This window comes from Streptomyces sp. NBC_00234, from assembly GCF_036195325.1.
Lineage (GTDB): Bacteria > Actinomycetota > Actinomycetes > Streptomycetales > Streptomycetaceae > Streptomyces.
On record NZ_CP108101.1, the window covers coordinates 6,575,001 to 6,601,919 of the forward strand.

Consider the following 26,919-nt stretch of genomic DNA (forward strand, 5'->3'; position numbering starts at 1 on the left):
GAAGAAGGAAGCACCATGGCAGCTTCGGCAGACCCTCAGCGCATCGTCATCGAGAACTGTTCGATCGCGACCGTCGACGCGCACGACACCGAGTACGCCTCGGGGCACGTCGTCGTGGCGGGCAACCGCATCGAATCCGTCGGCGCGGGCAAGGCACCGGAGGGCCTCGCCGACGTCGTACGCCGCATCGACGGCACCGGACACCTCGTCACACCCGGCCTGGTCAACACTCATCACCACTTCTACCAGTGGATCACCCGCGGGATCGCCACCGACCACAACCTCTTCGACTGGCTGGTCGCCCTCTACCCGACCTGGGCGCGCATCGACGAGCCGATGGTCCGCGCCGCGGCGCAGGGTTCGCTCGCCATGATGGCGCGCGGCGGTGTCACCACGGCGATGGACCACCACTACGTCTACCCGAAGGGCTCCGGCGACCTCTCCGGCGCGATCATCGGGGCGGCGCGCGACATGGGCGTACGGTTCACCCTCGCCCGCGGTTCCATGGACCGCAGCGAGAAGGACGGCGGACTGCCGCCGGACTTCGCCGTCGAGACCCTCGAAGGCGCCCTCGCGGGCACCGAGGCGACCGTCGACGCGCACCACGACGCCTCGTTCGACTCGATGACCCAGATCGCGGTCGCACCCTGCTCCCCGTTCTCCATCTCGACCGAACTGCTCAAGCAGGGCGCCGAGCTGGCGCGCCGCAAGGGCGTCAGGCTGCACACCCACGGCTCGGAGACCGTCGAGGAGGAGCAGTTCTGCAAGGAACTGTTCGGCATGGGCCCCACGGACTACTTCGAGTCGACCGGCTGGCTCGGCGACGACGTGTGGATGGCGCACTGCGTCCACATGAACGACTCCGACATCGCCGCCTTCGCCCGTACGGGAACGGGCGTCGCGCACTGCCCGTCCTCCAACGCCCGCCTCGCCGCGGGCATCGCCCGGGTGCCCGACATGCTCGCCGCCGGCATCCCGGTCGGCCTCGGCGTCGACGGCACGGCCTCCAACGAGTCGGGTGAACTCCACACCGAACTGCGCAACGCCCTCCTCATCAACCGCCTCGGCGCCCACCGCGAGAAGGCCCTGAACGCCCGCCAGGCGCTCCGGCTCGGTACGTACGGCGGCGCCCAGGTCCTCGGCCGCGCCGACCAGATCGGCTCCCTGGAGCCCGGCAAGCTCGCCGACCTCGTCCTGTGGAAGCTGGACACCCTCGCCCACGCCTCCATCGCCGACCCGGTGACCGCGCTCGTCTTCGGTGCCGCGGCCCCCGTCACCCTCTCCCTCGTCGACGGCAAGCCGGTCGTCGAGGGCAACCACCTGACCACGGTGGACGAGGACGCCATCGCACGTGTCACCCGCGACGAGGCCCGCCGCCTCGCGCAGATCGCCGCCGGAGGCTGAGGCCCCGCGGCACCACCCCCTGAACCGGCCGGCCGAGGGGGACGGCCCTCGTCCGGCCGCCGTGGACCCGAGCGGGGTCCACGGCAGTCGGTCCGGTGGGCGCACACCCGAATGTGCGCGCCCGCCGGACCGGTGATGAACGCTGCCCGGGCATCCCCAGCTTCGTCACGAAGCACCCGTGACGAAGCACCTGCATCACAGAGCACTCGTAACGAAGTCCCTGCACCAACGCACCACTCCGCACCACCTCCCCGACACCCTCGTCGCTGACGACGTGTAACCGACCGGAGGAACCGCCGTGGCCGCTAAGCCCAGGTTTCGCAATGAAGCACATGAAGCAGTCGTAGTCGCAGGAAACGGCCGGAAGCATCCGGTCGACGAAACCCTCCCACCCCTGAAGATGTTCACCAGCGGCCTCCAGCACGTGGCCGCGATGTACGCCGGTGTCGTCGCCCCGCCCATGATCGTGGGACCCGCTGTGGGCCTCACCGCCAAGGAGACCGCCTTCCTGATGGGGGCGAGCCTCTTCACCGCGGGCATAGCCACCCTTCTCCAGACCCTCGGCTTCTGGCGCATCGGCGCCCGGCTGCCGTTCGTCAACGGCGTGTCGTTCGCCGGTGTGACGCCGATGGTGGCGATAGGCAAGGACCGCGGTCACGAAGGCATCGCCGTCATCTTCGGCGCGATCATCGTCGCGAGCCTCCTAGGATTCGTACTCGCCCCGTACTTCTGCAAGCTGGTCCGCTTCTTCCCGCCCGTGGTCACCGGCACCGTGATCACCCTGATCGGTGTCTCGCTCCTGCCGGTCGCCTTCAACTGGTCCCAGGGCGGCAACGGCGCGGCGGACGACTACGGTTCGATGACCAACATCACCATGGCCGCCGTCACCCTCGTGATCGTGCTGGCGCTCCGCAAACTGCTGCGCGGCTTCCTCCAGCAGATCGCGATCCTCCTCGGCCTGGTCATCGGCACCCTGATCGCCATCCCGGTCGGCATCACCGACTTCGGCCCCATCAAGGACGCCGATGTGGTCGGCTTCCCCACCCCGTTCCACTTCGGTGCCCCGCAGTTCGAGATCGCCGCCATCGTCTCGATGTGCATCGTGATGCTGGTCTGCATGACCGAGTCCACCGCGGACATGCTCGCTCTCGGCCGGATCGTCGACCGTCCGGCGGACGAGAAGACCATCGAGGGCGGACTGCGCGCCGACACCCTCGGCAGCGCCATCAGCCCGCTGTTCAACGGCTTCATGTGCAGCGCCTTCGCACAGAACATCGGTCTGGTCGCCATGACCAAGGTCCGCAGCCGGTTCGTCGTCGCCGCGGGCGGCGGCATCCTGATCGTGCTCGGACTGGTCCCGGTCGCGGCTTCGGTCATCGCGATCGTGCCGCTGCCCGTGCTCGGCGGCGCCGGCATCGTGCTCTTCGGCTCGGTCGCGGCGAGCGGCATCCAGACCCTGGCCACCGCCGCCCTGGAGAAGGGCGAGAACGCCCTGATCGTCGCGGCGGCCGTCGGAATCGGCCTGATACCGATCGCAGCGCCGGAGTTCTACCACGCGTTCCCGGAGGACATGCTCGTCGTCCTCGACTCGGGCATCTCCACGGGCTGTGTGGTGGCGATCCTCCTGAACCTGGCCTTCAACCACCTGGGCCGGAAGCCGGACGCGGACCAGGACCCGGCTCCGGAGCAGGCGCCGGAGAGTGCGGCCCCGGTGGCCGTGCACTGATCACCGGGCGCCTGCCGCTCGGCACCGCGCTGTGGCGCGTACGGCAACTGCCGTACGCGCCACAGGTGGTGCGGGGGGCGTCAGCCGATGCGATAGCTGTCGCCGTAGACCTGCCAGGCGAGTGGCGGGTCCAGGTTCAGATTGCCGTTCCGGAGGAAGACGCGCTGGGCGGTGTCCACCCGGCTGGTGTCCGAGTGGGCCTCCTCCTGTCGCATCGCCCAGACCCTGGCGTCCAGGAACGCGTCGAGGTACGCCACTTCGTCGCCGCCCTGCGACGGCGGCTCGGCGTTCGCGAGGGCCCTCCTGCGGATGGAGCCGAAGCTCGCGCTGTCGCCGCCGTCGCCGTGCATGACGAGGGCGTCGTAGTACGCGAACTGTCCGAGGGTGCCGAGCCCGTCGGCCTTGGCCTGCCTGACGGCCGGGTCGAAGTAGACCCGGTCGCGCTCGTCGTCCTGCGCCTGCCGGAAAGCGGGGTCGGACGCGGCCCGCGCCCAGTCCGTCGTGAAGCCCGGATCGAGCCCCTCGTGCGAGTCGCTGCCGTCCACCGCGCGCAGGGCGGGCAGATACGCCGCGAGTACGTTGCCGGGCTTGCGCTGTGTGTACAGCTCCACCAGGCCGAGCATGTCGCCGGTGCCCGAGCAGAAGCCGATGATGCCCGCGGTGTAGCCGCGGCCGTCGCCGATGTCCTCGATGTACCGGTACTGCGCCTTCCAGTCCAGCGAGGAGTTCTCCGCGCTGGACACCAGCTGCATGGCGATGTCCTTCTTCGCGGGATCGTCGAGCCCGTTCGCGGCGGCCTCCTGGTGGTGCGGGGCCGACGCGGTGGGGGCGCCGTCGGCATGGGCGGTCGTGGGGGTCGCCGTGAGGGCAAGGCCGAGCGCCAGGGCGGCGAAGCCGATGGGGCGGGTGAGTCGGGTGGTGCGACGTACGGTGCCTTTATGGGGGTTGTGCACCTGTCCTCCAGAGGGAGTTCGTCGTGCCCTTGTTCTATTAGGAAGCTTTACTATCAGACTCGGATGCGGTCGTACAGCCTTTCGCCACCGGCGGGCCGGGGTCCCGCTCCACGCACGAAGAGGCCCCGCACGGTGCCGGGGAAGCACCGTGCGGGGCCGAGGTGTCGTTACTCTCAGCAGTCGAGATAGGCCACGTGGATCCAGACGCCCGTACGGCCGCCCCACAGGTCGCCCATCACCCAGTTGCCCTGCTGCCCGCGGTAGTCGAGGTTCTGGCCGCGGTCCACCTGTCCGAGCACGGGGTAGTCCGTGCCCGGACCGCCCCGGAAGTTCACCCCGTTGTCGTTGACCGTGCACACCAGCTGCGGCGCCAGGGCCGGCGCCGCGGCGGGCGCGTTCCCGACGGCCACCGCGGAGGGGCCGGCGGCCAGACCGAGACCGGCGGCAAGAACCATTGCGGTCAGCAACATCTTCTTCATCATCTCTGAACTCTCCCTGAGCTCCGGGGCACGCACCCGCGTGCACCTCCGCCTTCCCCAACGGGTCCCGCGGTGGTCGGGTCACGGGTGGGAACGGGGGTCGCCGGAGGAATGAAAGTGCAGGTCATCACGGACATGGACCGGCGCACACGGCTTCCCGGCCCGGTGCTCCGCGCGCCCACCGGCAGGGGGTTTAGAGACGGTCGACGTGGTAGCTCTCGCCGTACACCCGCCACCGCAGAGGAGTCTCCAACTGGAGTTTGCCTTCGCGTACGAACACCCGCTGTGCGGTCTCCACGCGGCTGGTGTCGGTGTGGGACGGCTCCTTGCGGATCGCTGCCACGCGGGCGTCGAGGAAGGCGTGGAGGTAGGTCTCCTCGTCGCCTCCCCGTGCGGGCGGATCGGCCTTCGCGAGCGCCTCGCGCCGGATCGTGGCGAAGCCGACCGAGCCGTCCGTGTCACCGTGACCGTGCATCACATAGGCGTCGTAGTAGATGAACTGGCCCAGGGCGCTGAGGCCGTCGTTCCGGGCCCGCTCGACCGCCGGGTCGAAGTAGGAGTGGTCACGCTCCGCATCCTGTGCCGACCGGAAGACCGGGTCCGCGGCGGCCTTCGCCCAGGCCCGGGTGAACGGGCGGCCGAGCCCCGTGTGCGCGTCGCTGCCTTCGACGGCGCGCAGCGCGGGCAGGTACCGCTCCAGCGGGTTGCCGGGCCGGGCCGCCGCGTACCGCTCGACGACGGAGAGCATGTCGCCGGTGCCCGAGCAGAAGCCGATGATGCCCGCGGTGTAGCCGCGGCCGTCGCCGATGTCCTCGATGTACCGGTACTGCGCCTTCCAGTCCAGCGAGGAGTTCTCCGCGCTGGACACCAGCTGCATGGCGAGCTGTTTCTTCGCCGGATCGTCGAGGTCGGTCTCCGGGGCGGGGCCGCCGGATCCGGAGCAGCCGGTCAGTACGGCGACCGCCAGGAGCGCGGTGGCGGCGGCGGACACGAGCAGGGGGCGAACGGTGTGCTTCACGCGTCAAGCGTGCCAGGCCGGGGGCGGGGATCCGGGGGCGTCCCGGCGCTGTAGCGTCAGGGGCATGGAAGATCAGTCTGTTGTGGATGTCGGCGATGTGCGGCTGGCGTACCGGACCTGGGGTGACCCGTTCGGCTCGCCGGTCGTCCTGCTGCACGGGCTCGGCGGCTCCGCCGCGAACTGGGAGGCGCTCGGCGGCCTGCTCGGCGCCGACTGGCGTGTGTACGCCCTGGACCTGCGGGGGCACGGGGAGAGCGACTGGCCGGACGAGTACGGCTTCGAGCAGATGAGTGAGGACGTCGTCGGGTTCCTCGACGAGTGCGAGCTCGACCGGGTCGGCCTGGTCGGCCACTCGATGGGCGGTGTGGTGGCCCAGCTGCTGGCCCACGAGCACTCGGACCGTGTGGAACGGCTGGTCCTGGTGGAGACCCCTGCGCCGTTCCCCGGCGAGGAGAGCCCGCTGCCGCTGCCCGAGGGGCCGGTGGACTACGACGAGAACGTGGTCCCGGCGGTGCTGGCCCAGCTCACCGACCCGGATCCGGAGTGGGCGGAGGGGCTGGGGGAGATCGTGGCCCAGACCATGATCATCTCGGGTGGTCCGACGAGCACGATGCCGCAGGAGCGGCTGTCCGAGGTGGCGTCCATGATCCCGGACTGCCGGCTGATCACGATCGCCGGCGGCCACCGGGTGCACGAGACGCGTGCGGACCAGGTCGCCCAGGAGATCACCGAGTTCTTCACGAGCTGAGCGGTACGGGCTGAGCCGTACGGGGCGGGCGGTACGGGCCTCCGGTGCGGGGCCTCGCGCCGGAGGCCCGGCCCTCGTACGCGTACCCCGGCCCGCCCTCACGCGCCGGATTCGGGCTTCAGGCGTGCGCTCAGTTCCCCCAGCAGTTCGCGCAGCTGCCCTGCGGCCTCCGCCGTCAGCCCGTACTTCCGGCCCATGGAACCGGGCACCCGCGCCGCGCGCCCGTACAGCTCCGCACCCTTCTCCGTGACCGACACGGTGAGCAGGCGCTCGTCACCGCTCTCCCGCTCGCGGCGCAGCAGCCCTGCCGCCTCCAGCCGTTTCAGCAGGGGCGACAGGGTGCCGTAGTCCATGCCGAGTACGGTGCCGAGCTCCTTCATCGGGATCTCGGTCCGTTCCCAGAGGGCGAGCATGACCAGGTACTGCGGGTAGGTCAGGTCCAGCTCGGCGAGCACCGGACGGTACGCGGCCGTCACGGCCCGCGAGGCGGAGTAGAGCGCGAAGCACAGTTGGTCGTCGAGCGTCATGGACACGGCCGGAGTCCTGTTCTCACCCATGCGCCCATTCTGCGTCGCCCGGGTCCCGGGGCCGGGCCGACGCAGCGGTCAGTCGCCCGGCCGCCAGTCCGGCCTCCGGCCGCTCAGGCCGATCACCCGGTCGAGCAGCGGGGCGTCGGCCGGTACGGGGACCGGCGGTCCGAAGATGTCCGACCCGCCGGCCTCGCCCTCCGCGGGGGTCAGCATCGCCTCCGACGAACGCAGGTCCGCCTCGTCGGCCCCGAACTCCTGCCCGGTGGAGCGGGCGAGGTCCCAGCCGTGGATGACGAGTTCGTTGAGCGCGACGTGGCCGGCGACCTCGGCAGGCAGGTCCACGCCGCCCGCCCGGGTCATGCCTTCGAGGGCGGCGGGGGAGCGCCACGCGGCCACCAGTTCGTCGAGTACGGCCGGCAGCGCCTCGCGCCAGTCGGGTCCGAGCACCGGGAGCGCCGCACCCGGAGAGGTGTCGGTCGTCGGTCCGAGATCCTTCCGCCCCGCGTCGCGGAAGGCCGTGGCCAGCCCGACGAGATGGGCGATCAGCTCCCGTACCGCGTAGTCCGGACAGGGGGTCGGGCCGTCGAGCTGTCCGTCCTTGACGGGGCCGAGCAGGGCGCGGATCCGGCGTGCGGTCGGCGCCAGGTCGAGGGCGGGTGGGGTCGTGCTGTGGGTGTCCATACTTCTCAGACCCCCGCGGCGCCCGGAACTCATCGGAGGCGCCCCACACCGGCACATTGCGGAACGTTCCGCTCGGACCCCTTGTCGGCGACCCCCGCACCATGGCATACAGGTCTGGACCATTGCTCCCGAAGGGGAAGGCAGGACCGTGCAACGCCCCCACATGCACGCTGTGTTGACCTGTTCCACCGCCCTGCTCCTGGCCTCGCTCACCGCCTGCGGCGGTACCGCGAGCGCCGACACGCAGAAACCGACGACTCCCCGCGGGGTGACGGCCCAGGCGGGCAGCGCCACCTCGGTGCACGTCATGTGGGAGCGCGCCTCCGACAACAAGGCGATCACGGGGTACGAGGTCTACCGCGAGGGCAGGAAGGTCGGCTCCGTACCCGCGGCGAAGCGGATGACCGACATCGACGGTCTGACCGCCTCGACGGCCTACACCTTCACCGTCCGGGCCCGCGACGGCGCCGGAAACCTCTCCCGGCCCAGCTCCGCCGCCCGGGTCACGACCCCCGCACCGGCGCCCTCCGACAGCGAGGCGCCCACTGCCCCGGTGAAGCTGCGCGGCACGGCCGACGGCAGCCGCACGGTCACCCTGTCCTGGGGCGGCTCGACGGACGACGTGGCCGTCACCTCGTACGACATCTACCAGGAGGACTCCCGTATCCACAGCGTGCCGGGCACCGGGACCACGGCCCGGCTGACCGGGCTGCGCCCCGGCACCGTCTACACCTTCACGGTCCGGGCCCGCGACGCCTCGGAGAAGTCCTCGCCGGACAGCAACACCGTCGACCTCACCACCGCGTCCGCTCCGGACGCGCCCGCGAGCACCGCCCCCACCGGTCTGCGGACGTCCATGAGCGCGGAGGGCGGCGAGTCCGTCGTCGACCTGTCCTGGGACCAGCCCGACACGGGCGGTGTGATCCCCGCGTACCAGCTCTTCCTCAACGGGAAGATGACGACGACGATCGTCTGGGGCGGCACACCGCCCAAGGGGCGCGCGACGTACCGCCTGACCCTCGGTGACCCGGCGGGAACCCGCTACTCCCTGAAGATCCGCGCCAAGCTGCCGGACGGCACCTGGGGCGACTTCTCCGCCCAGCGCACGGTCGTACTGCCCGGCTGACCGGCGTGTCGGGCGCGGTCAGAGCCCGTCCAGCGCATTTCCGGCGGACGTCAGACAGCGCTCGGCCAGCGCGGCGGGGCCCAGTGGTCCCGCCGCGGGCGCGTCGCCGGCCGCCCAGGTCTCCACGGCCACCCGTACCGCCGCGCCGGCGACCGCGGCGGCCAGCCGGACGTCCAGCCGGCCCGCGCCCTACGTGAGCCCGGCCCGTTCGGCGAGCACCGTCGCCAGGGTCGCTTCCGACGCGCGGCAGGCGTCGTTCCACTCCGACTGCAGGGCCGGGCTGTCCGCGGCCATCCGCAGCAGCGAACGCACCCACTCCAGCGACTCCGAGGCCGTCGTGTCCCCGGGGCCGGGAGTCAGCGCACGCACCGCCGCGTGCCGGAGCGCGGCGGGCAGCGGCAGGTCGCCCGGGGCCTCCCGCACCGCCTCCGCCCACTGCCCGGCACCGGCCGCCAGCAGGGGTGCGACGGCCTCCTCCTTCGTGGCGAAGTACCGGTAGAACGTCCGCGGCGCGACGCCCGCGGCCCGCGCGATGTCCTCGGCGCGCGTGCTGCGCAGGCCGTTCTCCGCGAAGAGGGCCGCGGCCGTCCGTGCGATATCCAACCTGGTGGCGGCCTTGCGCCGCTCCGTGAGTGAGCCACCGTGCATGCCGGTCAGGTTATGCCCTCGGGTGCCGGTCCTCACCGGCACTGATCGGCGCAACGTGCCTGTGTGGCACAATCTGCCAAGATCGTGGATGTCGGGATGACCCAGGGGATGGCAAGAGCAGTGCGTCGGCGTCAGTTTCTTCTCAGGACGGCCGGCCTCGCCGGCACCACCGCCGCCTTCGGGCTCACCGGCTGCAGCACCGGATCGGACCGGAAACTCGCCGTCCTCGTGGCCAGTTACGACGAGAGCGTGGGTGCCTCGCTCGGCGATCAGTGGGACAGCGTCGTCGAGGCGTTCGGGAAGAAGCACCCCGACATCACCGTCACCCTCGAACGCGTTCCGTTCAACAGGATCGACAAGGTGCTCGCCAAGCGGGTCGCGGCGGGGAACCCGCCCGACATCGCCCAGTCGAACATCTTCGCCCCCTACGCCGAGGACGACCTGCTCTACTCCGGGTCCCAGATCTTCAACATCGCCACCCAGGCGGACTTCATCCAGTCCTTCGCCGACGCGGGCACCGTCGACTCGACCCCGTACGGCGTCCCCTTCCTGGCCAGTACGCCCCGGCTCTTCTACAACAAGGAGCTCTTCCGGCGGGCGGGCATCGAAGCGGCCCCCACCTCCTGGGGCGAACTGCGCTCGGCGGCACGGGCGTTGAAGGCGATCGGCGTCAAGACGCCCTACGGCCTCCAGCTGGGCCCCGAGGCGGCCGAGGACGAGGCCCTCTCCTGGCTGCTGGCAGCCGGCGGCGGTTACACGGACTTCACCGGGTACGACTTCGAGGCGCCGGCCAACACCGAGGCCCTGACCTGGATACGCGACGAACTGGTCGCCGAGGGGCTGGCCGGACCGGCCCCCGCGGAGCTCAACAGGACGACCGCGTACGGCCAGTTCCTGGCCGGTGGGATCGGCATGCTGATCGCCCACCCGCTGCTGATGGGCGCCGCGGACCAGGCCCGGATCCCCTACGCGCACGCCGCGTTCCCCGCGAAGGACGGCGGGACCCCCGCCCCGATCGGGCTGAGCGACTGGCTGATGGCGTTCAGGAAGAACGAGCGCCGTGAGGAGTGCGGCGCCTTCCTCGACTTCCTCTACAGCGGCACGTCGGCACTCACCTACGGCGGCAGCCAGTCCGCGCTCCCGGTGACGTACTCCGCCTCCGACGCGGCACGCGAGATCCCCGCCCAGCGCCCGCTCCGGAAGTTCATCGACCAGTTGGCCGAGGCCAGGTTCGCCCCGGTGAACATGCGCTCCTGGCCGGCGGTCAGGGACACGATCCGCACGGACATGGGCCGCGCCGTCCTGCCGAACGGCGACCCCGCCGCCGTACTCAAGGGGCTGAACGAGGCGGCGGCCAAGGCGGAGATGGACGCCGCGGCCGGCTGACGGACGCGCGAATCCGCCCCCGGCGCCGTACGGCACCGGGGGCGGTCGTGTACACGAGCGGAGGTCAGCGCAGCTGCTCGTACGCCGGCAGCGTCAGGAAGTCCGCGTAGTCCTGGTCCAGGGAGACCTGGAGCAGGAGGTCGTGGGCCTGCTGCCACTTGCCCGCGGTGAACGCCTCGTCGCCGATCTCGGCGCGGATGGTCGTCAGTTCCTCGGCCGCGACCTTGCGGGCCAGCTCCGCCGTGGCGTGCTCGCCGTTCTCGAAGACCACGTCCGCGTTGATCCACTGCCAGATCTGCGAGCGCGAGATCTCTGCGGTGGCGGCGTCCTCCATCAGGTTGAAGATGGCGACGGCGCCCAGGCCGCGCAGCCATGCCTCGATGTAGCGGATGCCGACCGCGACGGCGTTCTGCAGGCCCTCGTACGTGGGCCTGGCATCCAGCGTGTCGATGGCGATCAGGTCGCCGGGCGCCACGGAGACGTCCTCGCGCAGGCGTTCCTTCTGGTTCGGCTTCTCGCCGAGGACCGCGTCGAAGGAGGCCATGGCGATCGGGACCAGGTCGGGGTGGGCGACCCAGGAGCCGTCGAAGCCGTCGTGCGCCTCGCGGTCCTTGTCCGCCTTGACCTTCTCGAAGGCGACCTTGTTCACCTCGGCGTCGCGGCGCGAGGGGATGAAGGCCGCCATGCCGCCGATCGCGTGGGCGCCGCGCTTGTGGCACGTGCGGACCAGGAGTTCGGTGTAGGCGCGCATGAACGGGGCCGTCATGGTGACGAGGTTGCGGTCCGGGAGCACGAACTTGGACCCGCCGTCACGGAAGTTCTTGACGATGGAGAAAAGGTAGTCCCAGCGGCCCGCGTTCAGCCCGGAGGCGTGGTCGCGGAGCTCGTAGAGGATCTCCTCCATCTCGTACGCGGCGGTGATCGTCTCGATCAGGACGGTCGCGCGGACCGTGCCCTGCGGGATGCCGACGTAGTCCTGGGCGAAGACGAAGATGTCGTTCCAGAGGCGGGCCTCCAGGTGCGACTCCGTCTTCGGGAGGTAGAAGTACGGGCCCTTGCCGAGCTCGATCAGGCGCTCGGCGTTGTGGAAGAAGTAGAGGCCGAAGTCGACCAGCGCGCCGGGCACCGGGGTGCCGTCCAGCTGGAGGTGGCGCTCGTTCAGGTGCCAGCCGCGCGGGCGCATGACGACCGTCGCGAGTTCGGCTGCGGGCTTCAGGGCGTAGGACTTGCCCGAGCCGGGGTCGGTGAAGTCGATGGTCCGGTTGTAGGCGGCGGTCAGATTGAGCTGGCCGAGGATCACGTTCTCCCACGTGGGGGCGGACGCGTCCTCGAAGTCGGCGAGCCAGACCCTGGCGCCCGAGTTCAGGGCGTTGATGGTCATCTTGCGGTCGGTCGGACCGGTGATCTCCACCCGGCGGTCGTTGAGCGCGGCCGGGGCCGGCGCGACCTTCCAGGAGTCGTCCTCGCGGATCTGTGCGGTCTCCGGGAGGAAGTCGAGGGTGGAGGTACGGGCGATCTCGGCGCGGCGCTCGCCCCGGCGGGCGAGCAGCTCGTCACGGCGGGGCGTGAACTGCCGGTGCAGCTCGGCCACGAACGCGAGGGCCGCGGGGGTCAGGACCTCATCCTGCCGGGGCAGGGGCTCGGCATCGACGATGGCCAGCGTGGACGGCGCTGGTGCGGACATGAGCTGTCACTCCTTCAGCGGGTGGTGCGAGCGGCCTCTCACGGCCGCCGGGTCGCCTGAACGGCACGGCGTGCCAGGGCTCCGAGATACGGCAGTGGGCGCCGTCTGGGGTTCAGAGCGCTTCTGACCAGTGGATAGTAGTTTCCTCATGGTGGAAGTTCAATGGTTTGTTGATGTCGAGATTCTCCGGGTCGACAGATGTGGGCGGCTGCTGGCGCAGCGTGCCAGGGCGGGTACGGCCCGTTCATCCGGACGGCCTTCATCCGCACGGTCTTCATCCGGACGGCCCCATCATTCGAGGTGCGTCAGATCCTCCGCCGTGTCGATGTCGTACGCCTGAGCCACATCCGAACACTCGACGAGCGTGATCGCATCGCGGTGCGCCCGCAGATACGCCCGCGCCCCCTGATCGCCGACGGCGCTCTCCGCGACGCCCGCCCAGTGCCCGGCGCCGAACAGCACCGGATGGCCGCGCTCACCGTCGTACGCGGCGGCGGCGATGCTCGCCCGGGAGCGGTACGCCGACCGCACGCGGGCCACCGCCTCCGCCCCGATCCCCGGCTGATCGACCAGGAGCACCAGCGCCGCGTCCGCCCCGGTGCCGGCGAGCGAGCCGAGGCCCGTCCGGAGCGAGGAGCCCATGCCCTGCTCCCACTCCGGATTGACGGTCACCACGCACCCGGACAGATCCGCCCTCGCCGCGGCCTCCCCGGCCGCCGCGCCCAGCACCACGTGGACCGGGCCGCAGCCCCCTTCGCGCAGCACCCGGACGGCGTGCTCGACCAGTGGACGGCCGCGGTGTTCCAGGAGCGCCTTCGGCCGTCCGCCGAGCCGACGGCCGCCACCTGCGGCAAGCAGTACGCCCGCGATCACCGGGTTCTCTGAGGTAGGAGACATGGGCCCTGGATACCACTGAGTCGTTCGCACAGGCGAAACACATGTCACCCGCAGGGGTAACTTCGAATTCTGTCCACGGAGTGGCGCGCGCCACCTTTCATGGCGTTAACTTGCGGACAACCCCGGGCACTTGACCACGGTTCGGGGTCTGGTCGATACACCGGCACAAAGGCGTGCGAGGGGGAGTGCTTTGTTGCGAAGCGTGGGGCAGAAGCGGGTGACCGGTAGCGGTGAGGACCCGAGAGTGACGGAGTTGCGTACGGCCGTCTCCCGGCTCCGCCGCGAACTGGCCGGACATCCCGCGGAGTTCCCGGACCGCGGGATCGCCGAGGACGAGCTGGCGGCCCTGGACGCCATGGCGATCAGCGGCGCCCCGGAGATTCCCCGGCTGCGCCGCTCGCTGCTGCTGATCGCGGGGGCGATCGGCTCGGTCAGCGCGCTGGCTCCCGGGCTCCGTGAGGTACGGATCGCGGTGGATCTGTTCGGGGAGCCGCCGCACCGCTGAACCGCGCACCAGGGGGAGGGGTCAGCGGCGGATCAGGCGGCGTGCGGTCGCCGCGGCCACCGCCGAGGTCCGTGAATCCACGCCCAGCTTGGCGTAGATGTGCACCAGATGGGACTTCACCGTCGCCTGGCTCAGGAACAGCCGCTTGCTGATCTGCTGGTTCGACAGTCCCTCGCCCACGAGCTGGAGCACCTCCAGCTCGCGCTTGGTCAGCGCCTCCGAAGGCGTCCTCATCCGGTCCATCAGCCGGTGGGCGACCGCCGGGGCGAGCGCCGAGCGGCCGGCCGCTGCCGTACGGACCGCCGCGGCCAGTTCCTCCGGCGGCGCGTCCTTGAGCAGATAGCCGCTCGCGCCCGCCTCCACGGCGGCCAGGATGTCGGCGTCGGAGTCGTACGTGGTGAGGATCAGCACCCGGGGGGCGCCCGGTGACGCGGTGATCGCGGCCGTCGCCTCCGAGCCGTGCATCCCCGCACCGAACTGCAGGTCCATCAGGACCACGTCGAACGAGCCGGTGGCGGCCAGGGCCACGGCCTCCTCGGCGGTCGCCGCCTCGGCCGCGACCCGGAAGTCCGGTTCCGTGTCGAGGACGGCGCGCAGCCCCGCCCGTACGACCGGATGGTCGTCGGCCAGCAGCAGACGGATCGGTGTGCTCATGCGGCGTCCTCCGTGGGGTGGGGGAGCGGCAGCGTCAGCGCGACCGCGGTGCCCTGGCCCGGTGCCGACTCGACACTCAGGGTGCCGCCCAGCGAACGGGCCCGGGACCGCATGGCAGGCAGTCCGAAGCCGCCGTTCCCCGAGGCCGGGCCGGGCCGGGCGCCGGGTTCGAAGCCGCAGCCGTCGTCCACGACGTCCAGGGACACCGAGGTGTCCATGAAGCTGAGGGTGATCTCCGCGCGTTCCGCCCCGGCGTGCTGCACCGCGTTGGCCAGCGCCGACTGCGCGGTACGGAGCAGCGCCACCTCGTACGGCGTGGGCAGCTCCACCGGGGTGCCGCTCACCGCGAAGTGGACACCGAGGGCGGGGGACGTGGTGCGGGCGCGGAGGCGTTCCAGGGCGGCGGCCAGCGAGCCCTGCTCCAGGTCGGGCGGGGTCAGGGCGCGGACGAAACGGCGGGCCTCGGCCAGATTGTCCTGGGCGGCCTCGCGGGCCTGGCGGACGTGGGCGGTGGCGGTGCCGTCGGCGGGCAGCGAGCGCTCGGCCGCCCGCAGCAGCAGCTGAATGCTGGACAGGCCCTGCGCCAGGGTGTCGTGGATCTCGCGGGCCAGCCGCTCCCGTTCGGCGAGTGTCCCGGCCGTGCGTTCCGCGACGGCCAGTTCCTCCCGGGTGGCCACCAGCTCCTCGATCAGTTCGCGGCGCCGCTCGCTCTCCCGGAACAGCGCGTCGTAACCGAGCACCGTCGCGACGGCGACGGCCGCGCCGAGCAGCGGGCCTATGAACGTGCCGGGCGTGACCTCCTGGCCGTGCAGGAGAAAACTGGCGATCGCGGCAGCCGCGGTCGTCGCCACGGCGGGCAGCGCCCAGCGCATCGGCAGCAGGTGCAGCTGGAGGAAGTAGAGGGGGAACGCCACCCACAGGGCGTCCGGAGAGAGCGCGAGCAGGGCCAGCCAGATCGCGCCCAGCGCACCGAGCCAGATCGCGGCGGCCCGGTTCAGCGGCTGTACGGCGGGGGCGAGGGCGCCCGCCGCGTACACGGCTGCCATCAGGCCGGACAGGACGAGGACGGCCGTGCCGTGCGGGGCGCCGTCGCCGGACGCACGCAGCGCGACGAGCCCCAGCAGGCCGGCCAGCAGGCCGTGCAGGCACAGGCGCAGCGCGGTGGTGACGGGCATGTGCGAACGCGAATCCATGGTCCGTCCAGCGTAGACGCGCCGGACGGGCGGCCGGTCAATCGAAAGGTTGATGTCTCGCCCCTCCACCGCGCGATGTTTCCGCAGGTCCCCGGCGCGAGGCTGGAGCCATGTTCGTCGCATGGAGAGATCTGGGATTCGCCAAGGGGCGGTTCGCGCTCATGGGCACGGTCGTGGTGCTGATCACGTTGCTCGTCGGTCTGCTGTCGGGGCTCACGGCCGGTCTGGCCAGGGAGAACACCTCGGCCATCACCGGGCTGGACGCCGACCGCCTCGCCTTCGCGGCGCCACCCGACGGCCAGTCGGTGTCCTTCACGGACTCGGCCGTCGAGGAGCGCGCCTGGCAGACGTGGGCCGCACAGCCCGGAGTGGGTGCCGCCGAGCCGCTCGGCATACGGACGGTGAACGCCGCCGCGCTCACCGGCGGGGCCACCGCGGCCGTGGCGGCGTTCGGCGTCGAGGCGGACGGGGGACTCGGGCCCCGGGGCGTACGGCCGGAGGCGGGGGAGGTGGTGCTGTCCGAGCAGGCCGCGCAGGACCTGGGGGCCGCGCCGGGCGACCGGGTGCGGCTCGGTGGCGACGCGCTGACCGTCGCCGCCGTCGGCGCGGACGCCTCCTACAGCCATACGCCGGTCGTGTGGACGTCGCTCGCCGACTGGCAGCGGCTGGGCGGTGAGAGCGGTGGTACGGAACGGGCCACGGTGATCGCGCTGAGCACCACCGGCGACGTGGACGTCGCGGCGGGGGACAGGGCGGCGGGCACCAGCACGCTCGCCCTCGACGACTCGCTCACCGCGATCGGCTCCTACCAGGCCGAGAACGGCTCGCTCCAGCTGATGCGCGGTTTCCTCTTCGCCATCTCGGCGCTGGTCATCGGCGCCTTCTTCACCGTATGGACGATCCAGCGCTCCGGTGATGTCGCCGTCCTCAAGGCGCTGGGCGCCTCCACGCCGTATCTGCTGCGCGACGCGCTCGGCCAGGCCGTGGTCATGCTCGTCATCGGTACGGGCCTGGGGGCCGGGATCGCCGCGGGCATCGGAGCCCTGATCAGCGGTGGAGCCGTGCCGTTCGTCCTCGACCCGGCGACCGTCCTGGTGCCGGCCGCCGTCATGATCGCCCTCGGCGCGCTCGGGGCCGCCCTGTCCATCAGGCGGATCACCGCCGTCGATCCCCTCACCGCGCTCGGGAGTGCCCGATGACCCTCACCCTTGCCGACGTCACCCTCACCTACCCCGACGGGGAGGGCCGGCTCACGGCGCTCGACCGGGTCTCGCTGGACGTCCCCGCCGGTTCGCTCACCGCGGTCGTCGGACCGTCCGGTTCCGGGAAGTCCAGCCTCCTCGCGGTGGCGGCCACCCTGGTCACCCCCGACAGCGGGACAGCGGTCGTGGCCGGTACGGAGACGGCCGGACTCTCCTCGGCGGACAAGGCGGTCCTGCGACGCGAGCGCATCGGCATCGTCTTCCAGCAGCCGAACCTGCTTCCCTCGCTGACCGCGGCCGAGCAGCTCCAGGTGATGGCCCACCTGTCGCGCGGGTCCGCGCGCACGGCCCGGGGCCGGGCCCTGGAACTCCTCGACGCGGTGGGTCTCGCCGACAAGGCGGACCGCCGGCCGCACCAGCTGTCGGGCGGCCAGCGTCAGCGGGTCAACATCGCACGGGCCCTGATGAACGAGCCGGCGCTCCTGCTCGTCGACGAGCCGACGAGTGCGCTCGACCACGACCGGGGGGCGGCGGTGCTGGATCTGCTGGTCGCCCTGACCAGGGAACGGTCGACGGCGACGGTGCTGGTCACGCACGACCGGGCCCATCTGGAGCGGATGGACCGGGTGATGGTGATGCGGGACGGCTCCCTGTCCGCGTTCGCCGGGCAGGTCCGAACCTGACGCCCGTCCGGCGGCCGGACGGGTCCGAACGTCAGACCCGTCCGGCCGCCGGGGGCGCGGCCTCAGCTCGTGGCGCCGCTGCTGGCCAGCGCCTCGGAGAGCTCCTTCGCGACCTGCTGGAGGATCGGCACGATCCGTTCCGTCGCCGCCTCCGTCACCCGCCCCGCGGGACCCGAGATCGAAATCGCGGCGGAGGTGGGGGAGTTGGGTACGGAGACCGCCAGGCAGCGGACCCCGATCTCCTGCTCGTTGTCGTCCACCGCGTAGCCCGCCCTGCGCACCAGGTCGAGGGCGTCGAGGAAGCCGTCCGGGGTGGTGATCGTCTTCTCGGTCGCCGCCGGCATGCCCGTACGGGCGAGCAGGGCGCGCACCTCGTCGGCCGGGGTGTTCGCGAGGAGTGCCTTGCCCACGCCCGTGGAGTGGGGGAGGACCCGGCGGCCCACCTCGGTGAACATGCGCATCGAGTGCTTCGACGGCACCTGGGCGACGTACACGATCTCGTCGCCGTCCAGCAGCGCCATGTTCGCCGTCTCGCCGGTCTCCTCGACCAGACGCTGGAGATATGGGCGGGCCCAGGTGCCGAGCAGGCGGGACGCGGACTCGCCGAGCCGGATGAGGCGCGGCCCCAGCGCGTAGCGGCGGTTGGGCTGCTGGCGGACGTAGCCGCAGACGACCAGCGTGCGCATCAGCCGGTGGATGGTCGGCAGGGGCAGTCCGCTGCTCGCGGAGAGCTCACTCAGCCCGACCTCGCCCCCGGCGTCCGCCATCCGTTCCAGCAGATCGAAGGCGCGTTCAAGGGACTGCACACCGCCGCTGGGGCCGGCGGGCTTGGAGTCGGATGTGCTGGCGTGGGACGGCGGCACGTCAACGGTCCTTTCGAAGCGGAACAGCAAGGCAGCAGCCTACCGGGCGGTTCCCGATCGGCCCACTGTTCCCGGGGCGGCGTCCTTGCCGGTCAGGGGCTGTTCCGGCCCGCTGTCGCAGGTCGGCGCGGCGGCCCCCCGGGGTCCCTCCTGGTCCATGCTACATTCCGCTGTACGAAATTACTCTTTTACTTCGTGGAAACATCCAATCGCCTTCGCGGGTGGTCGGCTTGCTGTCCGAGGAGGACAGTGAGGGTCTTGACGAGGAAGAATCCCCGATGAAGACTCCTTCAACAGTTCGTTGAAACCACGAAGTGAGGAGCACGGGTGTCCGGTGCGGACGTGAACCTGGTACTGCGCTCGACGCGCGTCGTCACTCCCGGAGGGACGCGCCCCGCGACGGTCGCCGTCGCCGACGGGACGATCGACGCCGTCCTTCCGTACGACGCCGAGGTACCCGCGGGCGCCCGCCTGGTGGACTTCGGCGACGACGTCCTGCTCCCCGGCCTCGTGGACACCCACGTCCATGTGAACGACCCGGGCCGCACCGAGTGGGAGGGCTTCCACACCGCCACCCGCGCCGCCGCGGCGGGCGGCATCACCACCCTCCTCGACATGCCGCTCAACTCCCTCCCGCCGACCACGACCGTCGCCCACCTGCGTACCAAGCAGGAGGTCGCCGCACCCAAGGTGCACGTGGACACCGGCTTCTGGGGCGGCGCCGTCCCGACCAACACCAAGGACCTGCGTCCGCTGTACGAGGCCGGGGTCTTCGGCTTCAAGTGCTTCCTGTCGCCCTCGGGCGTCGAGGAGTTCCCGGAGCTGGACCAGGAGCAGCTGGCCCGCTCCATGGCCGAGATCTCGGACCTCGGCGGTCTCCTGATCGTGCACGCCGAGGACCCGCACCACCTGGAGTCCGCCCCGCAGCGCGGCGGACCCGCGTACGCCGACTTCCTCGCCTCCCGCCCGCGCGACGCGGAGAACACCGCGATCGTCGGGCTCATCGCCCAGGCCAAGCGGCTGAACGCCCGCGTCCACGTGCTCCATCTGTCGTCCAGCGACGCACTGGAGCCGATCGCCGCCGCCAAGCGGGAGGGCGTCCGCGTCACCGTCGAGTCCTGCCCGCACTTCCTCACCCTCACCGCCGAGGAAGTCCCGGACGGGGCGACCGAGTTCAAGTGCTGCCCGCCCATCCGGGAGGCCGCCAACCAGGACGCGCTGTGGCAGGGCCTCGCCGACGGCACGATCGACTGCGTCGTCTCCGACCACTCGCCCTGCACCACCGACCTCAAGACACCGGACTTCGCGTCCGCGTGGGGCGGCATCTCCTCCCTCCAGCTCGGCCTGTCCGCGATCTGGACCGAGGCCCGCAGGCGCGGCCACTCGCTCGACGACGTGGTCCGCTGGATGTCCGCGGCCCCCGCCGAACTGGCCGGACTGGCCCGCAAGGGCGCCATCGAGCACGGGCGCGACGCCGACTTCGCCGTCCTCGCCCCGGACGAGACCTTCACCGTCGACCCGGCCGGACTCTTCCACCGCAACCAGGTCACCGCCTACGCCGGCAAGACCCTGCACGGCGTCGTGAAGTCCACCTGGCTGCGCGGCGTACGGATCGCGGAGGACGGCGTCCTCGCCGAACCCACCGGCCGGCTCCTCGAAAGGAACTCCTGACCATGACGGCGATCCCGCACTTCACCGGTGACGCGAGCCCGTACGGCGGCGGCGACCCGTACGCGGACTACCGCACCGCGGACTTCCCCTTCACCCACCTCGTCGACCTCGCCGACCGCCGGCTCGGCGCCGGGGTGATCGCCGCGAACGACGAGTTCTTCGCCGAGCGCGAGAACCTTCTCAAGCCCGGGCCCGCCGAGTTCGACCCCGAGCACTTCGGCCACAAGGGCAAGATCATGGACGGCTGGGAGACCCGGCGCCGCCGCGGCGCGAGCGCCGCGCAGCCGCACCCCACGGACGAGGACCACGACTGGGCGCTCGTCCGGCTCGGGGCGCCCGGCGTCGTGCGCGGACTCGTCGTCGACACCGCGCACTTCCGCGGGAACTACCCGCAGGCGGTCTCCGTCCAGGCGGTCGCCCTGCCCGGCTCCCCGTCGCCCGAGGACCTCCTCGCGCCGGACGTGAAGTGGACGACGCTCGTCCCCCGTACGGCCGTCGGCGGCCACGCGGCCAACGGCTTCGCCGTCGATGCCGAGCAGCGCTTCACCCACCTGCGGGTCAGCCAGCACCCGGACGGCGGGATAGCCCGGCTGCGCGTGTACGGAGAAGTGGCCCCCGACCCGGCCTGGCTGGCCGCGCTCGGCACCTTCGACCTCGCCGCCCTGGAGAACGGCACGCAGGTCGAGGACGCCTCCGACCGCTTCTACTCCCCGGCCACCCACACCATCCAGCCCGGCCGCTCCCACAAGATGGACGACGGCTGGGAGACCCGGCGCCGCCGAGACAAGGGCAACGACTGGATTCGCTACCGTCTGGCCGCGCAGTCGCAGATCAGGGCCGTCGAGATCGACACCGCCTACCTCAAGGGCAACGCGGCCGGCTGGGCCACCCTCTCGGTGCGGGACGGGGACACCGGCGACTGGTCCGAGATCCTGCCCAGGACCCGGCTCCAGCCCGACACCAACCACCGCTTCGTCCTGCCGGAGGCGGTCGTCGGCACCCATGTCCGGATCGACATCTTCCCGGACGGCGGGATCTCACGGCTGCGGCTCTTCGGCTCGCTGACCGGGGAGGGAACGGCGGCGCTCGCCGCACGCCACCGCGAACTCGGAGGCTGAGCAACGTCCGGCGCGTCCCTCGGGTGCCGTTTTGTCCTCGATCGCCGAACGGGCTTGAATGGGGACCCGCCGGACGTACCGACCAGGAGTTGCCATGATCTTCATCGCCGTCAAATTCACCGTGCGCAGCGCCGAGCGGGACAACTGGCTCCCGGCCGTCGACGACTTCACGCTGGCCACCCGCAAGGAGCCCGGCAACGTCTTCTTCGAGTGGTCGTACAGCGTCGAGAACCCGGACCAGTTCGTCCTGCTCGAAGCCTTCGCCTCGCAGGAGGCGGGCGAGGCGCACGTGAAGTCCGCCCACTTCGCCGCGGCGATGGAGACGATGTCCGAGCTGGTGTCCGAGGTGCCCGAGATCATCAACGTCGAGGTGCCGGGCGAGGGCTGGGGCCGCATGGCCGAGGTCACGCCCCGCAACCGCTGACGGAGCCCGTACGGCCGTACCGGCTCGTGCGCCCGGACCGCGGGGCGGGCGCGCGGGGCCGGACCGTCCTACGGAACGGGGTTCCGCCCGGTCAGAACTCCTCGTGGGCCTCGGGATCGCCGCCGAACCGGTGCTGCCGGCCCGGCGAGATCCGCGTGAGCTCCTCGGGCGTCAGCTCGAACCCGAACAGGTCCAGATTCTCCCGCTGCCGCCCCGGGTCGGCGGACTTCGGGATCGGCACCGCGCCGAGCTGCGTGTGCCAGCGCAGCACCACCTGACCGGGCGTCACCCCGTGCGCCTCGGCGACCGCCACGACGCCCGGGGCCGTCAGGACCTGGCGGCCACGGGCCAGCGGGCTCCAGCTCTCCGTGACGATGCCCTTCGCACGGTGCACGGACCGCAACTCCTCCTGGGGGAGCAGCGGATGCATCTCGATCTGGTTCACCGCGGGCACCACTCCCGTCTCCTGTTCGAGACGGTCGAGGTGCGTCGCGGTGAAGTTGGAGACGCCGATGGAGCGGACGAGCCCCTCCTCGCGGAGCCTGATCATGGCCTTCCAGGTGTCCACGTACCTGCCGACCCGGGGCAGCGGCCAGTGGATGAGGTACAGATCCACGTAGTCGAGCCCCAGATTGCTCCTGGACTCCTCGAACGACGCGAGCGTCTCCTCGTAGCCGTGATGCCGTCCCGGCACCTTGGTCGTGACGAAGACGTCCTCGCGCGGCACACCGCTGCGGGCGATCCCGCGCCCCGTACCCGTCTCGTTGCCGTAGTGCAGCGCGGTGTCCACGAGCCGGTAGCCGAGGCCCAGCGCCCCGGCCACCGCCTTCTCGGCGCCGGCGTCGTCCAGCGGCCAGGTTCCGAGACCGACCGCGGGGACCGTACGGCCGTCGTTGAGGGTGTGTACGGGAATCCCGGACATGATCTCCCTTTCCGTTCGCGTGGCTGTCCGGCCAGCGTAGGACCGCCCGCGGTCGGGGGCAGTCCGGGAGCCGGCTCCGCGCGGACCCGGGGCTCTCGTCCGGCCTGATGCGAACGGAGGACCCTACGCCGCGTGGCCGCCGTCCACGACCACCTCCGTACCGGTGATGAACGCCGCGTCGCCGCTCGCCAGGTAGGCGACCAGGGACGCGATCTCGTCCGTCGTACCGAACCGGTCCAGTGCGGTGGCCGAGCGCTGCCCCGCGGCGAACGGGCCGTCGGCCGGGTTGAGGTCGGTGTCCACGGGACCGGGCTGGATCAGGTTCACCGTGATGCCGCGCGGGCCGAGCTCGCGGGCGAGCGGCTTCGTGAGACCCGCGAGCGCGGACTTGCTCATCGCGTAGAGCGTGCCGCCGGGGCCGCCCGCGTACCTGCTCAGGGCCGTACCGACGGAGATGATGCGCCCTCCGTCGCTCATCCGCTCAGCCGCCGCGCGGCAGGCCAGGAAGACGGCCCGCACGTTCACGGCCAGGACCCGGTCGATCTCGGCGTCGGAGAGCGAGGAGATGGGGCCCAGGACGCCGATTCCGGCGTTGTTGACGAGGATGTCGAGGCGGCCCAGGGCATCGGCGGCGCCGTTCACGGCAGCCGCGGGCGACGCGGCGTCGGCTGCGTCCGCACGCAGGGCGACGGCCCGGCGGCCGTACCCCTCGATCGTGCGGACGACGGCCTGGGCGCCCGCCTCGTCCCGCACGTAGGTGAGGGCCACGTCCACGCCCTCCTGCGCCAGCCGGACGGCGGTCGCCGCGCCGATGCCCCGGCTGCCGCCGGTGACGAGTGCGGTCCTGTTGCTGCTGGTCATCTCGGGATCCCTGTCGCTCGGTAGGTGCCGCCGTTGCGGCGACGAGGTCAAGGAAAGTCGTTCGGAGCCGCGGGCACCGGCGGGAAACGGACGCCCACCACGCACACCGGGTGGGCCGCGGTCGCCCCGCCGTCGGCCGGCGCGCGCCGCGACCTCGGTGGTGAGGCGCACAGGGCCGAAACCCCTGGCCCGCGCGGGGAGCCGGTCCGTGAGACGGGTGTTCCCGCAGGCCGCGCGCGGCCGGTACGGTGATCGCTCCGCGTGCGAGCCGGTGATGTCTCCACACCCCGTTCCGCTGTGGAGAACCAGGAGAACCCGTGTCCGCTGTTGCCGTGCCCGCCCTCGCGCCCCCGCGCCGTGCGTGGCTCACCGATCTGCCCGTGCTGGTCGTCGCCGCCGTCTGGGGCTCCAGCTATCTCGCGGCCAAGGGCATCACGACGACGCACACGGTCGTCGCCGTCCTCGTCCTGCGCTTCGCGATCGTGCTGCCCGTGCTGGTGGCCGCCGGGTGGCGCAGGCTCCGTGCGCTGAGCGCGGCGCAGTGGCGCGGTGCCGGACTGCTCGGGCTCGTGCTCAGCGGGATCTTCCTGCTGGAGACGTACGGCGTCGTCCACACCTCGGCGACCAACGCCGGGCTCATCATCAGCCTCACGATGATCTTCACCCCGCTCGCCGAGGCCGCCGTGACCCGGATCAGGCCGCCCGCGGCCTTCCTCGCCGCTGCCGGGCTCTCGGTGGCCGGGGTGCTCCTCCTCACCCAGGGCGGCGGCTTCACCAGCCCCTCGGCGGGCGACGTCCTGATGCTGCTGGCCGCCCTCGCCCGTACGGTCCACGTCCTGCTGATGGCCCGGATCAGGTCCGTCCAGGAGGCCGACTCGCTGTCCCTGACGACGGTCCAGCTCGGCAGCGCCGTCGCCGTCTTCGCCGTCCTCGCGGCCCTGCCCGGCACCGGGGCGTCGCCCTGGACCGTCGCCGCGGACTTCGGGGCACGGGAGTGGGCCGGCCTGGTCTTCCTCTCCGTCTTCTGCACGCTGTTCGCCTTCTTCGTGCAGATGTGGTCCGTACGCCGCACCTCGCCGTCCCGGGTCAGCCTGCTGCTCGGAACGGAACCCCTGTGGGCCGCCGCGGTGGGCATCTCGATCGGCGGGGAGCGGCTCGGTGTCCTCGGCGTGCTGGGCGCCGGGCTCGTGCTGGCGGGCACCGCGTGGGGGCGTCGCAGCGCGGACAGGACCGCCGTCACGTCCTGATCGCGTCCGCCGCGATCATCACCGCGACGCCCGTCACCACCAGCGCGATGTTGGCGAGCATCCCGTACCCCTCCAGGACATCGAACCGCCGCACCACGGCCCACAGCCGGAACCATCCCGTCCACTCGTGCAGGAGCCCGGCGGCACCCTGCAGGAAGACGACGAACCCGACCGACTCGACGAATTTCTTCATGCGCCGAGCCTGCCGCGCACCCGCCCGCGCCCGCGTCGGCCGCCGGTCTGCGAGGCTGCGCCGAAAGTCTTCGCGCTGTACGACTTTGGTCGCTTCCCCGCGCCCGCGACCCGTTCCGGGCCCTGCACCTGCGTAGCTTTGTCGACATGACGCGTACGGAGTACCGCTGGCTGCTGCCCTCGGCGATGGCCGACCCCGAGCTGCCCGGCGACACGGGCCGCTCGCGCCGCACCGTACGGGACTGGGTCGTCGACATCACGGCCTTCCTCTGTGCCGTGGGCTTCGGCATGCTCGCCGCCGCCGCGATCGACGCCGACCACACCACGCCGGACGGGGTCGTCTTCGTCGACTCGCTGGTCGGCGCCGCGGCCTGCTGTGCGCTCTGGGTTCGCAGGCGATGGCCCACCGGGCTCGCCGTGGCGCTCACCCTCGTCGGCATCGTCGAGCCGGTGGCGGCCGGTGCCCTGCTGGTCGCGCTCTTCAGCCTGGCCGTGCACCGGCCGTTCAGGCCGGTCGCGCTCGTCGGGGCCGGCGCCCTGGCCGTCGCCCCCCTGCAACCGTGGCTGCGTCCCGACCCGGCCACCTCGTTCGTCGCCTCCACGGTCATCGGGGCGCTGCTCGTCCTCCTGGTCCTCAGCTGGGGCATGGTCGTGCGGTCCGGACGCCAGCTCGTCCTCAGCCTCCGCGAACGGGCCCGCCGCGCCGAGGCCGAGGCCGAGCTCCGCGCGGAACAGGCCCAGCGGCTGGCCCGTGAGGCCATCGCCCGCGAGATGCACGACGTCCTCGCCCACCGGCTGACGCTCCTCAGCGTCCACGCCGGGGCCCTGGAGTTCCGCCCCGACGCACCCCCGGCCGAGGTAGCCCGGGCCGCCGGAGTCATCCGGGACAGCGCGCACGAGGCGCTCCAGGACCTCCGGGAGATCATCGGTGTCCTGCGCGCCCCCGGCGACGGCGACGAGAGCGACCGTCCGCAGCCCACCCTCCTCAGCCTGGACGCCCTGATCGCCGAGTCCCGGCTCGCCGGCATGAAGGTCACCCTCGACAACCGCGTCGCCGACCCCGCAGCCGCCCCCGCCGCCCTCGGCCGCACCGTCTACCGCATCGCCCAGGAGTGCCTCACCAACGCCCGTAAGCACGCACCGGGCACCGAGATCACCCTGACCCTGACCGGCGGGCCGGGCGACGGACTCACGATCGAGGCCGGCAACCCCGCGCCCGTCGAACCCTTCGAGCCGGTCCCCGGCTCGGGACAGGGCCTCATCGGCCTCACCGAACGCGCCACGCTCGCGGGAGGCCAGCTCGGCCACGGCCCGGCACCCGACGGCGGCTTCCGCGTCCGGGCCTGGCTACCGTGGGCCGCATGAACACCCCGACGCCCCCGGTGGCGCAACCGGTCCGGCTGCTCATCGTCGACGACGACCCGCTCGTACGGGCCGGGCTCACCCTGATGCTCGGCGGCGCCGACTCCATCGACATCGTGGGGGAGGGCGCCGACGGCACCGAGGTCGAGGGGCTCGTCGAGCGGCTGCGTCCCGACGTGGTGCTGATGGACATCCGTATGCCGGGCATGGACGGGCTCACCGCGACCGAGGCCGTACGGCGTCGCCCCGGCGCCCCCGAAGTCGTCGTCCTCACCACCTTCCACGCCGACGAGCAGGTGCTGCGCGCGATCCGGGCCGGGGCCGCGGGCTTTGTCCTGAAAGACACCCCGCCCGCCCGGATCGTCGAGTCGGTGCGACGCGTCGCCGCCGGTGACCCCGTCCTCTCGCCCGCTGTCACCCGGCAGCTCATGGACCGCGCGGCGGGCGAAGCACCGGACGACCGGTCGGGCCGCTCGGGCCGGGCGCGCCAACGCTTCGCCGAACTGGCCGAGCGCGAAAGGGCGGTGGCGCTGGCGGTCGGACGCGGCGCCTCCAACGCGGAGATCGCCGCCGAGCTGTATCTGAGCGTGGCGACCGTGAAGACGCACGTCTCCCGCATCCTGGCCAAGCTGGGGCTCAACAATCGTGTCCAGATCGCGTTGTTGGTCCACGACGCGGGGCTGCTCGACGAGGACGCGGCCGAGGGCGGCGGCATACGCTGACCTGATCGGACCGGGAGGGG

27 protein-coding genes and 1 pseudogene are annotated in these 26,919 nt (G+C 71.9%); 14 read left to right on the top strand and 14 right to left on the bottom strand.

The features are described 5' to 3' along the window. The first annotated feature begins 15 nt into the window (after positions 1-15). On the top strand, positions 16-1,404 hold the full coding sequence (locus OG230_RS28880; RefSeq protein ID WP_328906660.1) for an 8-oxoguanine deaminase: 1,389 nt from the start codon (positions 16-18) through the stop codon (positions 1,402-1,404). Positions 1,405-1,702: 298 nt separating this feature from the next. Continuing rightward, positions 1,703-3,130, top strand: coding sequence for a nucleobase:cation symporter-2 family protein (locus OG230_RS28885; RefSeq protein WP_443051397.1), 1,428 nt, complete (start codon positions 1,703-1,705; stop codon positions 3,128-3,130). Positions 3,131-3,210: 80 nt separating this feature from the next. Here the strand turns inward: OG230_RS28885 and OG230_RS28890 are convergent, their stop codons facing one another. The 3 genes from OG230_RS28890 to OG230_RS28900 all read right to left on the bottom strand — a co-directional run bounded on the left by OG230_RS28890 (position 3,211) and on the right by OG230_RS28900 (position 5,580). Next, positions 3,211-4,083, bottom strand: coding sequence for a chitosanase (locus OG230_RS28890; protein WP_328906661.1), 873 nt, complete (start codon positions 4,081-4,083; stop codon positions 3,211-3,213). Positions 4,084-4,256: 173 nt separating this feature from the next. Next, positions 4,257-4,553, bottom strand: coding sequence for an SH3 domain-containing protein (locus OG230_RS28895; RefSeq protein ID WP_328906662.1), 297 nt, complete (start codon positions 4,551-4,553; stop codon positions 4,257-4,259). 202 nt (positions 4,554-4,755) lie between these two features. Beyond that, positions 4,756-5,580 carry a chitosanase gene (locus OG230_RS28900; protein WP_328906663.1) on the bottom strand — a complete coding sequence of 275 codons (825 nt, stop codon included), beginning with the start codon at positions 5,578-5,580 and terminating at the stop codon, positions 4,756-4,758. A gap of 64 nt (positions 5,581-5,644) precedes the next feature. Here OG230_RS28900 and OG230_RS28905 point away from each other — a divergent pair, with 64 nt between their 5' ends. Continuing rightward, entirely contained in the window at positions 5,645-6,328 is a 684-nt protein-coding gene (locus OG230_RS28905; RefSeq protein ID WP_328906664.1) for an alpha/beta fold hydrolase, read from the top strand. 98 nt (positions 6,329-6,426) lie between these two features. Here the strand turns inward: OG230_RS28905 and OG230_RS28910 are convergent, their stop codons facing one another. Further along, the gene (locus OG230_RS28910) at positions 6,427-6,885 is read right to left on the bottom strand and encodes a MarR family winged helix-turn-helix transcriptional regulator (protein ID WP_328906665.1); all 459 of its coding nucleotides are present in this window, start codon (positions 6,883-6,885) and stop codon (positions 6,427-6,429) included. A gap of 48 nt (positions 6,886-6,933) precedes the next feature. Continuing rightward, entirely contained in the window at positions 6,934-7,539 is a 606-nt protein-coding gene (locus OG230_RS28915) for a TIGR03086 family metal-binding protein (RefSeq protein ID WP_328906666.1), read from the bottom strand. A 163-nt stretch (positions 7,540-7,702) separates the two neighbouring features. Here OG230_RS28915 and OG230_RS28920 point away from each other — a divergent pair, with 163 nt between their 5' ends. Continuing rightward, positions 7,703-8,665, top strand: a complete 963-nt coding sequence (locus tag OG230_RS28920) for a fibronectin type III domain-containing protein (RefSeq protein WP_328906667.1) — start codon at positions 7,703-7,705, stop codon at positions 8,663-8,665. A gap of 18 nt (positions 8,666-8,683) precedes the next feature. Here OG230_RS28920 and OG230_RS28925 read toward each other — a convergent pair. After that, a pseudogene (locus OG230_RS28925) lies at positions 8,684-9,313 on the bottom strand (TetR family transcriptional regulator). 108 nt (positions 9,314-9,421) lie between these two features. On the opposite strand from OG230_RS28925, the gene OG230_RS28930 reads away from it, so the two are divergent. Next, positions 9,422-10,699 carry an ABC transporter substrate-binding protein gene (locus OG230_RS28930; protein WP_328906668.1) on the top strand — a complete coding sequence of 426 codons (1,278 nt, stop codon included), beginning with the start codon at positions 9,422-9,424 and terminating at the stop codon, positions 10,697-10,699. Between the two features lie 64 nt (positions 10,700-10,763). Here OG230_RS28930 and aceB read toward each other — a convergent pair whose 3' ends face one another. Beyond that, positions 10,764-12,383 carry a malate synthase A gene (aceB, locus tag OG230_RS28935; protein WP_328906669.1) on the bottom strand — a complete coding sequence of 540 codons (1,620 nt, stop codon included), beginning with the start codon at positions 12,381-12,383 and terminating at the stop codon, positions 10,764-10,766. Positions 12,384-12,674: 291 nt separating this feature from the next. After that, entirely contained in the window at positions 12,675-13,280 is a 606-nt protein-coding gene (locus OG230_RS28940; RefSeq protein WP_328906670.1) for a nucleotidyltransferase family protein, read from the bottom strand. Between the two features lie 190 nt (positions 13,281-13,470). Here OG230_RS28940 and OG230_RS28945 point away from each other — a divergent pair, with 190 nt between their 5' ends. Further along, positions 13,471-13,785 carry a DUF5955 family protein gene (locus OG230_RS28945; RefSeq protein ID WP_328906671.1) on the top strand — a complete coding sequence of 105 codons (315 nt, stop codon included), beginning with the start codon at positions 13,471-13,473 and terminating at the stop codon, positions 13,783-13,785. 21 nt (positions 13,786-13,806) lie between these two features. Here OG230_RS28945 and OG230_RS28950 read toward each other — a convergent pair whose 3' ends face one another. Together OG230_RS28950 and OG230_RS28955 are read right to left on the bottom strand one after the other, a co-directional pair. Then, positions 13,807-14,439 (bottom strand): response regulator transcription factor, encoded by a 633-nt coding sequence (locus OG230_RS28950; protein ID WP_328906672.1) that lies wholly within the window; start codon positions 14,437-14,439, stop codon positions 13,807-13,809. Next, positions 14,436-15,632 (bottom strand): sensor histidine kinase, encoded by a 1,197-nt coding sequence (locus tag OG230_RS28955; RefSeq protein ID WP_328906673.1) that lies wholly within the window; start codon positions 15,630-15,632, stop codon positions 14,436-14,438. The genes OG230_RS28950 and OG230_RS28955 overlap by 4 nt, the downstream gene beginning before the upstream one ends. Before the next feature lie 110 nt (positions 15,633-15,742). Here OG230_RS28955 and OG230_RS28960 point away from each other — a divergent pair, with 110 nt between their 5' ends. After that, positions 15,743-16,831 carry an ABC transporter permease gene (locus tag OG230_RS28960; RefSeq protein WP_328906674.1) on the top strand — a complete coding sequence of 363 codons (1,089 nt, stop codon included), beginning with the start codon at positions 15,743-15,745 and terminating at the stop codon, positions 16,829-16,831. After that, entirely contained in the window at positions 16,828-17,517 is a 690-nt protein-coding gene (locus OG230_RS28965) for an ABC transporter ATP-binding protein (RefSeq protein ID WP_328906675.1), read from the top strand. Before OG230_RS28960 ends, OG230_RS28965 begins: the two co-directional genes overlap by 4 nt. A 62-nt stretch (positions 17,518-17,579) precedes the next feature. On the opposite strand, the gene OG230_RS28970 is transcribed toward OG230_RS28965, so the two are convergent. Then, complete coding sequence (locus OG230_RS28970) at positions 17,580-18,380, bottom strand: IclR family transcriptional regulator (RefSeq protein ID WP_185297506.1); 801 nt, start codon at positions 18,378-18,380, stop codon at positions 17,580-17,582. A gap of 327 nt (positions 18,381-18,707) precedes the next feature. Between OG230_RS28970 and allB the strand changes: the two genes are divergently transcribed. The 3 genes from allB to OG230_RS28985 all read left to right on the top strand — a co-directional run bounded on the left by allB (position 18,708) and on the right by OG230_RS28985 (position 21,593). Further along, a complete protein-coding gene (allB, locus tag OG230_RS28975; RefSeq protein ID WP_328906676.1) occupies positions 18,708-20,051 on the top strand; it encodes an allantoinase AllB in 1,344 nt (447 codons plus the stop codon). A 2-nt stretch (positions 20,052-20,053) separates the two neighbouring features. Next, complete coding sequence (alc, locus tag OG230_RS28980) at positions 20,054-21,169, top strand: allantoicase (protein ID WP_328906677.1); 1,116 nt, start codon at positions 20,054-20,056, stop codon at positions 21,167-21,169. 94 nt (positions 21,170-21,263) lie between these two features. Further along, on the top strand, positions 21,264-21,593 hold the full coding sequence (locus tag OG230_RS28985) for a putative quinol monooxygenase (protein WP_328906678.1): 330 nt from the start codon (positions 21,264-21,266) through the stop codon (positions 21,591-21,593). A 91-nt stretch (positions 21,594-21,684) separates the two neighbouring features. Here OG230_RS28985 and OG230_RS28990 read toward each other — a convergent pair whose 3' ends face one another. Both OG230_RS28990 and OG230_RS28995 read right to left on the bottom strand, forming a co-directional pair. Further along, positions 21,685-22,515, bottom strand: a complete 831-nt coding sequence (locus OG230_RS28990) for an aldo/keto reductase (protein ID WP_328906679.1) — start codon at positions 22,513-22,515, stop codon at positions 21,685-21,687. A 123-nt stretch (positions 22,516-22,638) separates the two neighbouring features. Then, positions 22,639-23,376 carry an SDR family NAD(P)-dependent oxidoreductase gene (locus OG230_RS28995; RefSeq protein ID WP_328906680.1) on the bottom strand — a complete coding sequence of 246 codons (738 nt, stop codon included), beginning with the start codon at positions 23,374-23,376 and terminating at the stop codon, positions 22,639-22,641. Positions 23,377-23,693: 317 nt separating this feature from the next. Between OG230_RS28995 and OG230_RS29000 the strand changes: the two genes are divergently transcribed. Then, complete coding sequence (locus OG230_RS29000; protein WP_328906681.1) at positions 23,694-24,623, top strand: DMT family transporter; 930 nt, start codon at positions 23,694-23,696, stop codon at positions 24,621-24,623. Here the strand turns inward: OG230_RS29000 and OG230_RS29005 are convergent. Beyond that, positions 24,613-24,816 (bottom strand): hypothetical protein, encoded by a 204-nt coding sequence (locus OG230_RS29005; protein WP_328906682.1) that lies wholly within the window; start codon positions 24,814-24,816, stop codon positions 24,613-24,615. The genes OG230_RS29000 and OG230_RS29005 overlap by 11 nt on opposite strands. Before the next feature lie 146 nt (positions 24,817-24,962). Between OG230_RS29005 and OG230_RS29010 the strand changes: the two genes are divergently transcribed. Further along, positions 24,963-26,180, top strand: coding sequence for a sensor histidine kinase (locus OG230_RS29010; protein WP_328906683.1), 1,218 nt, complete (start codon positions 24,963-24,965; stop codon positions 26,178-26,180). Next, positions 26,177-26,899, top strand: a complete 723-nt coding sequence (locus OG230_RS29015) for a response regulator transcription factor (protein ID WP_328906684.1) — start codon at positions 26,177-26,179, stop codon at positions 26,897-26,899. Before OG230_RS29010 ends, OG230_RS29015 begins: the two co-directional genes overlap by 4 nt. Positions 26,900-26,919 lie beyond the last annotated feature (20 nt).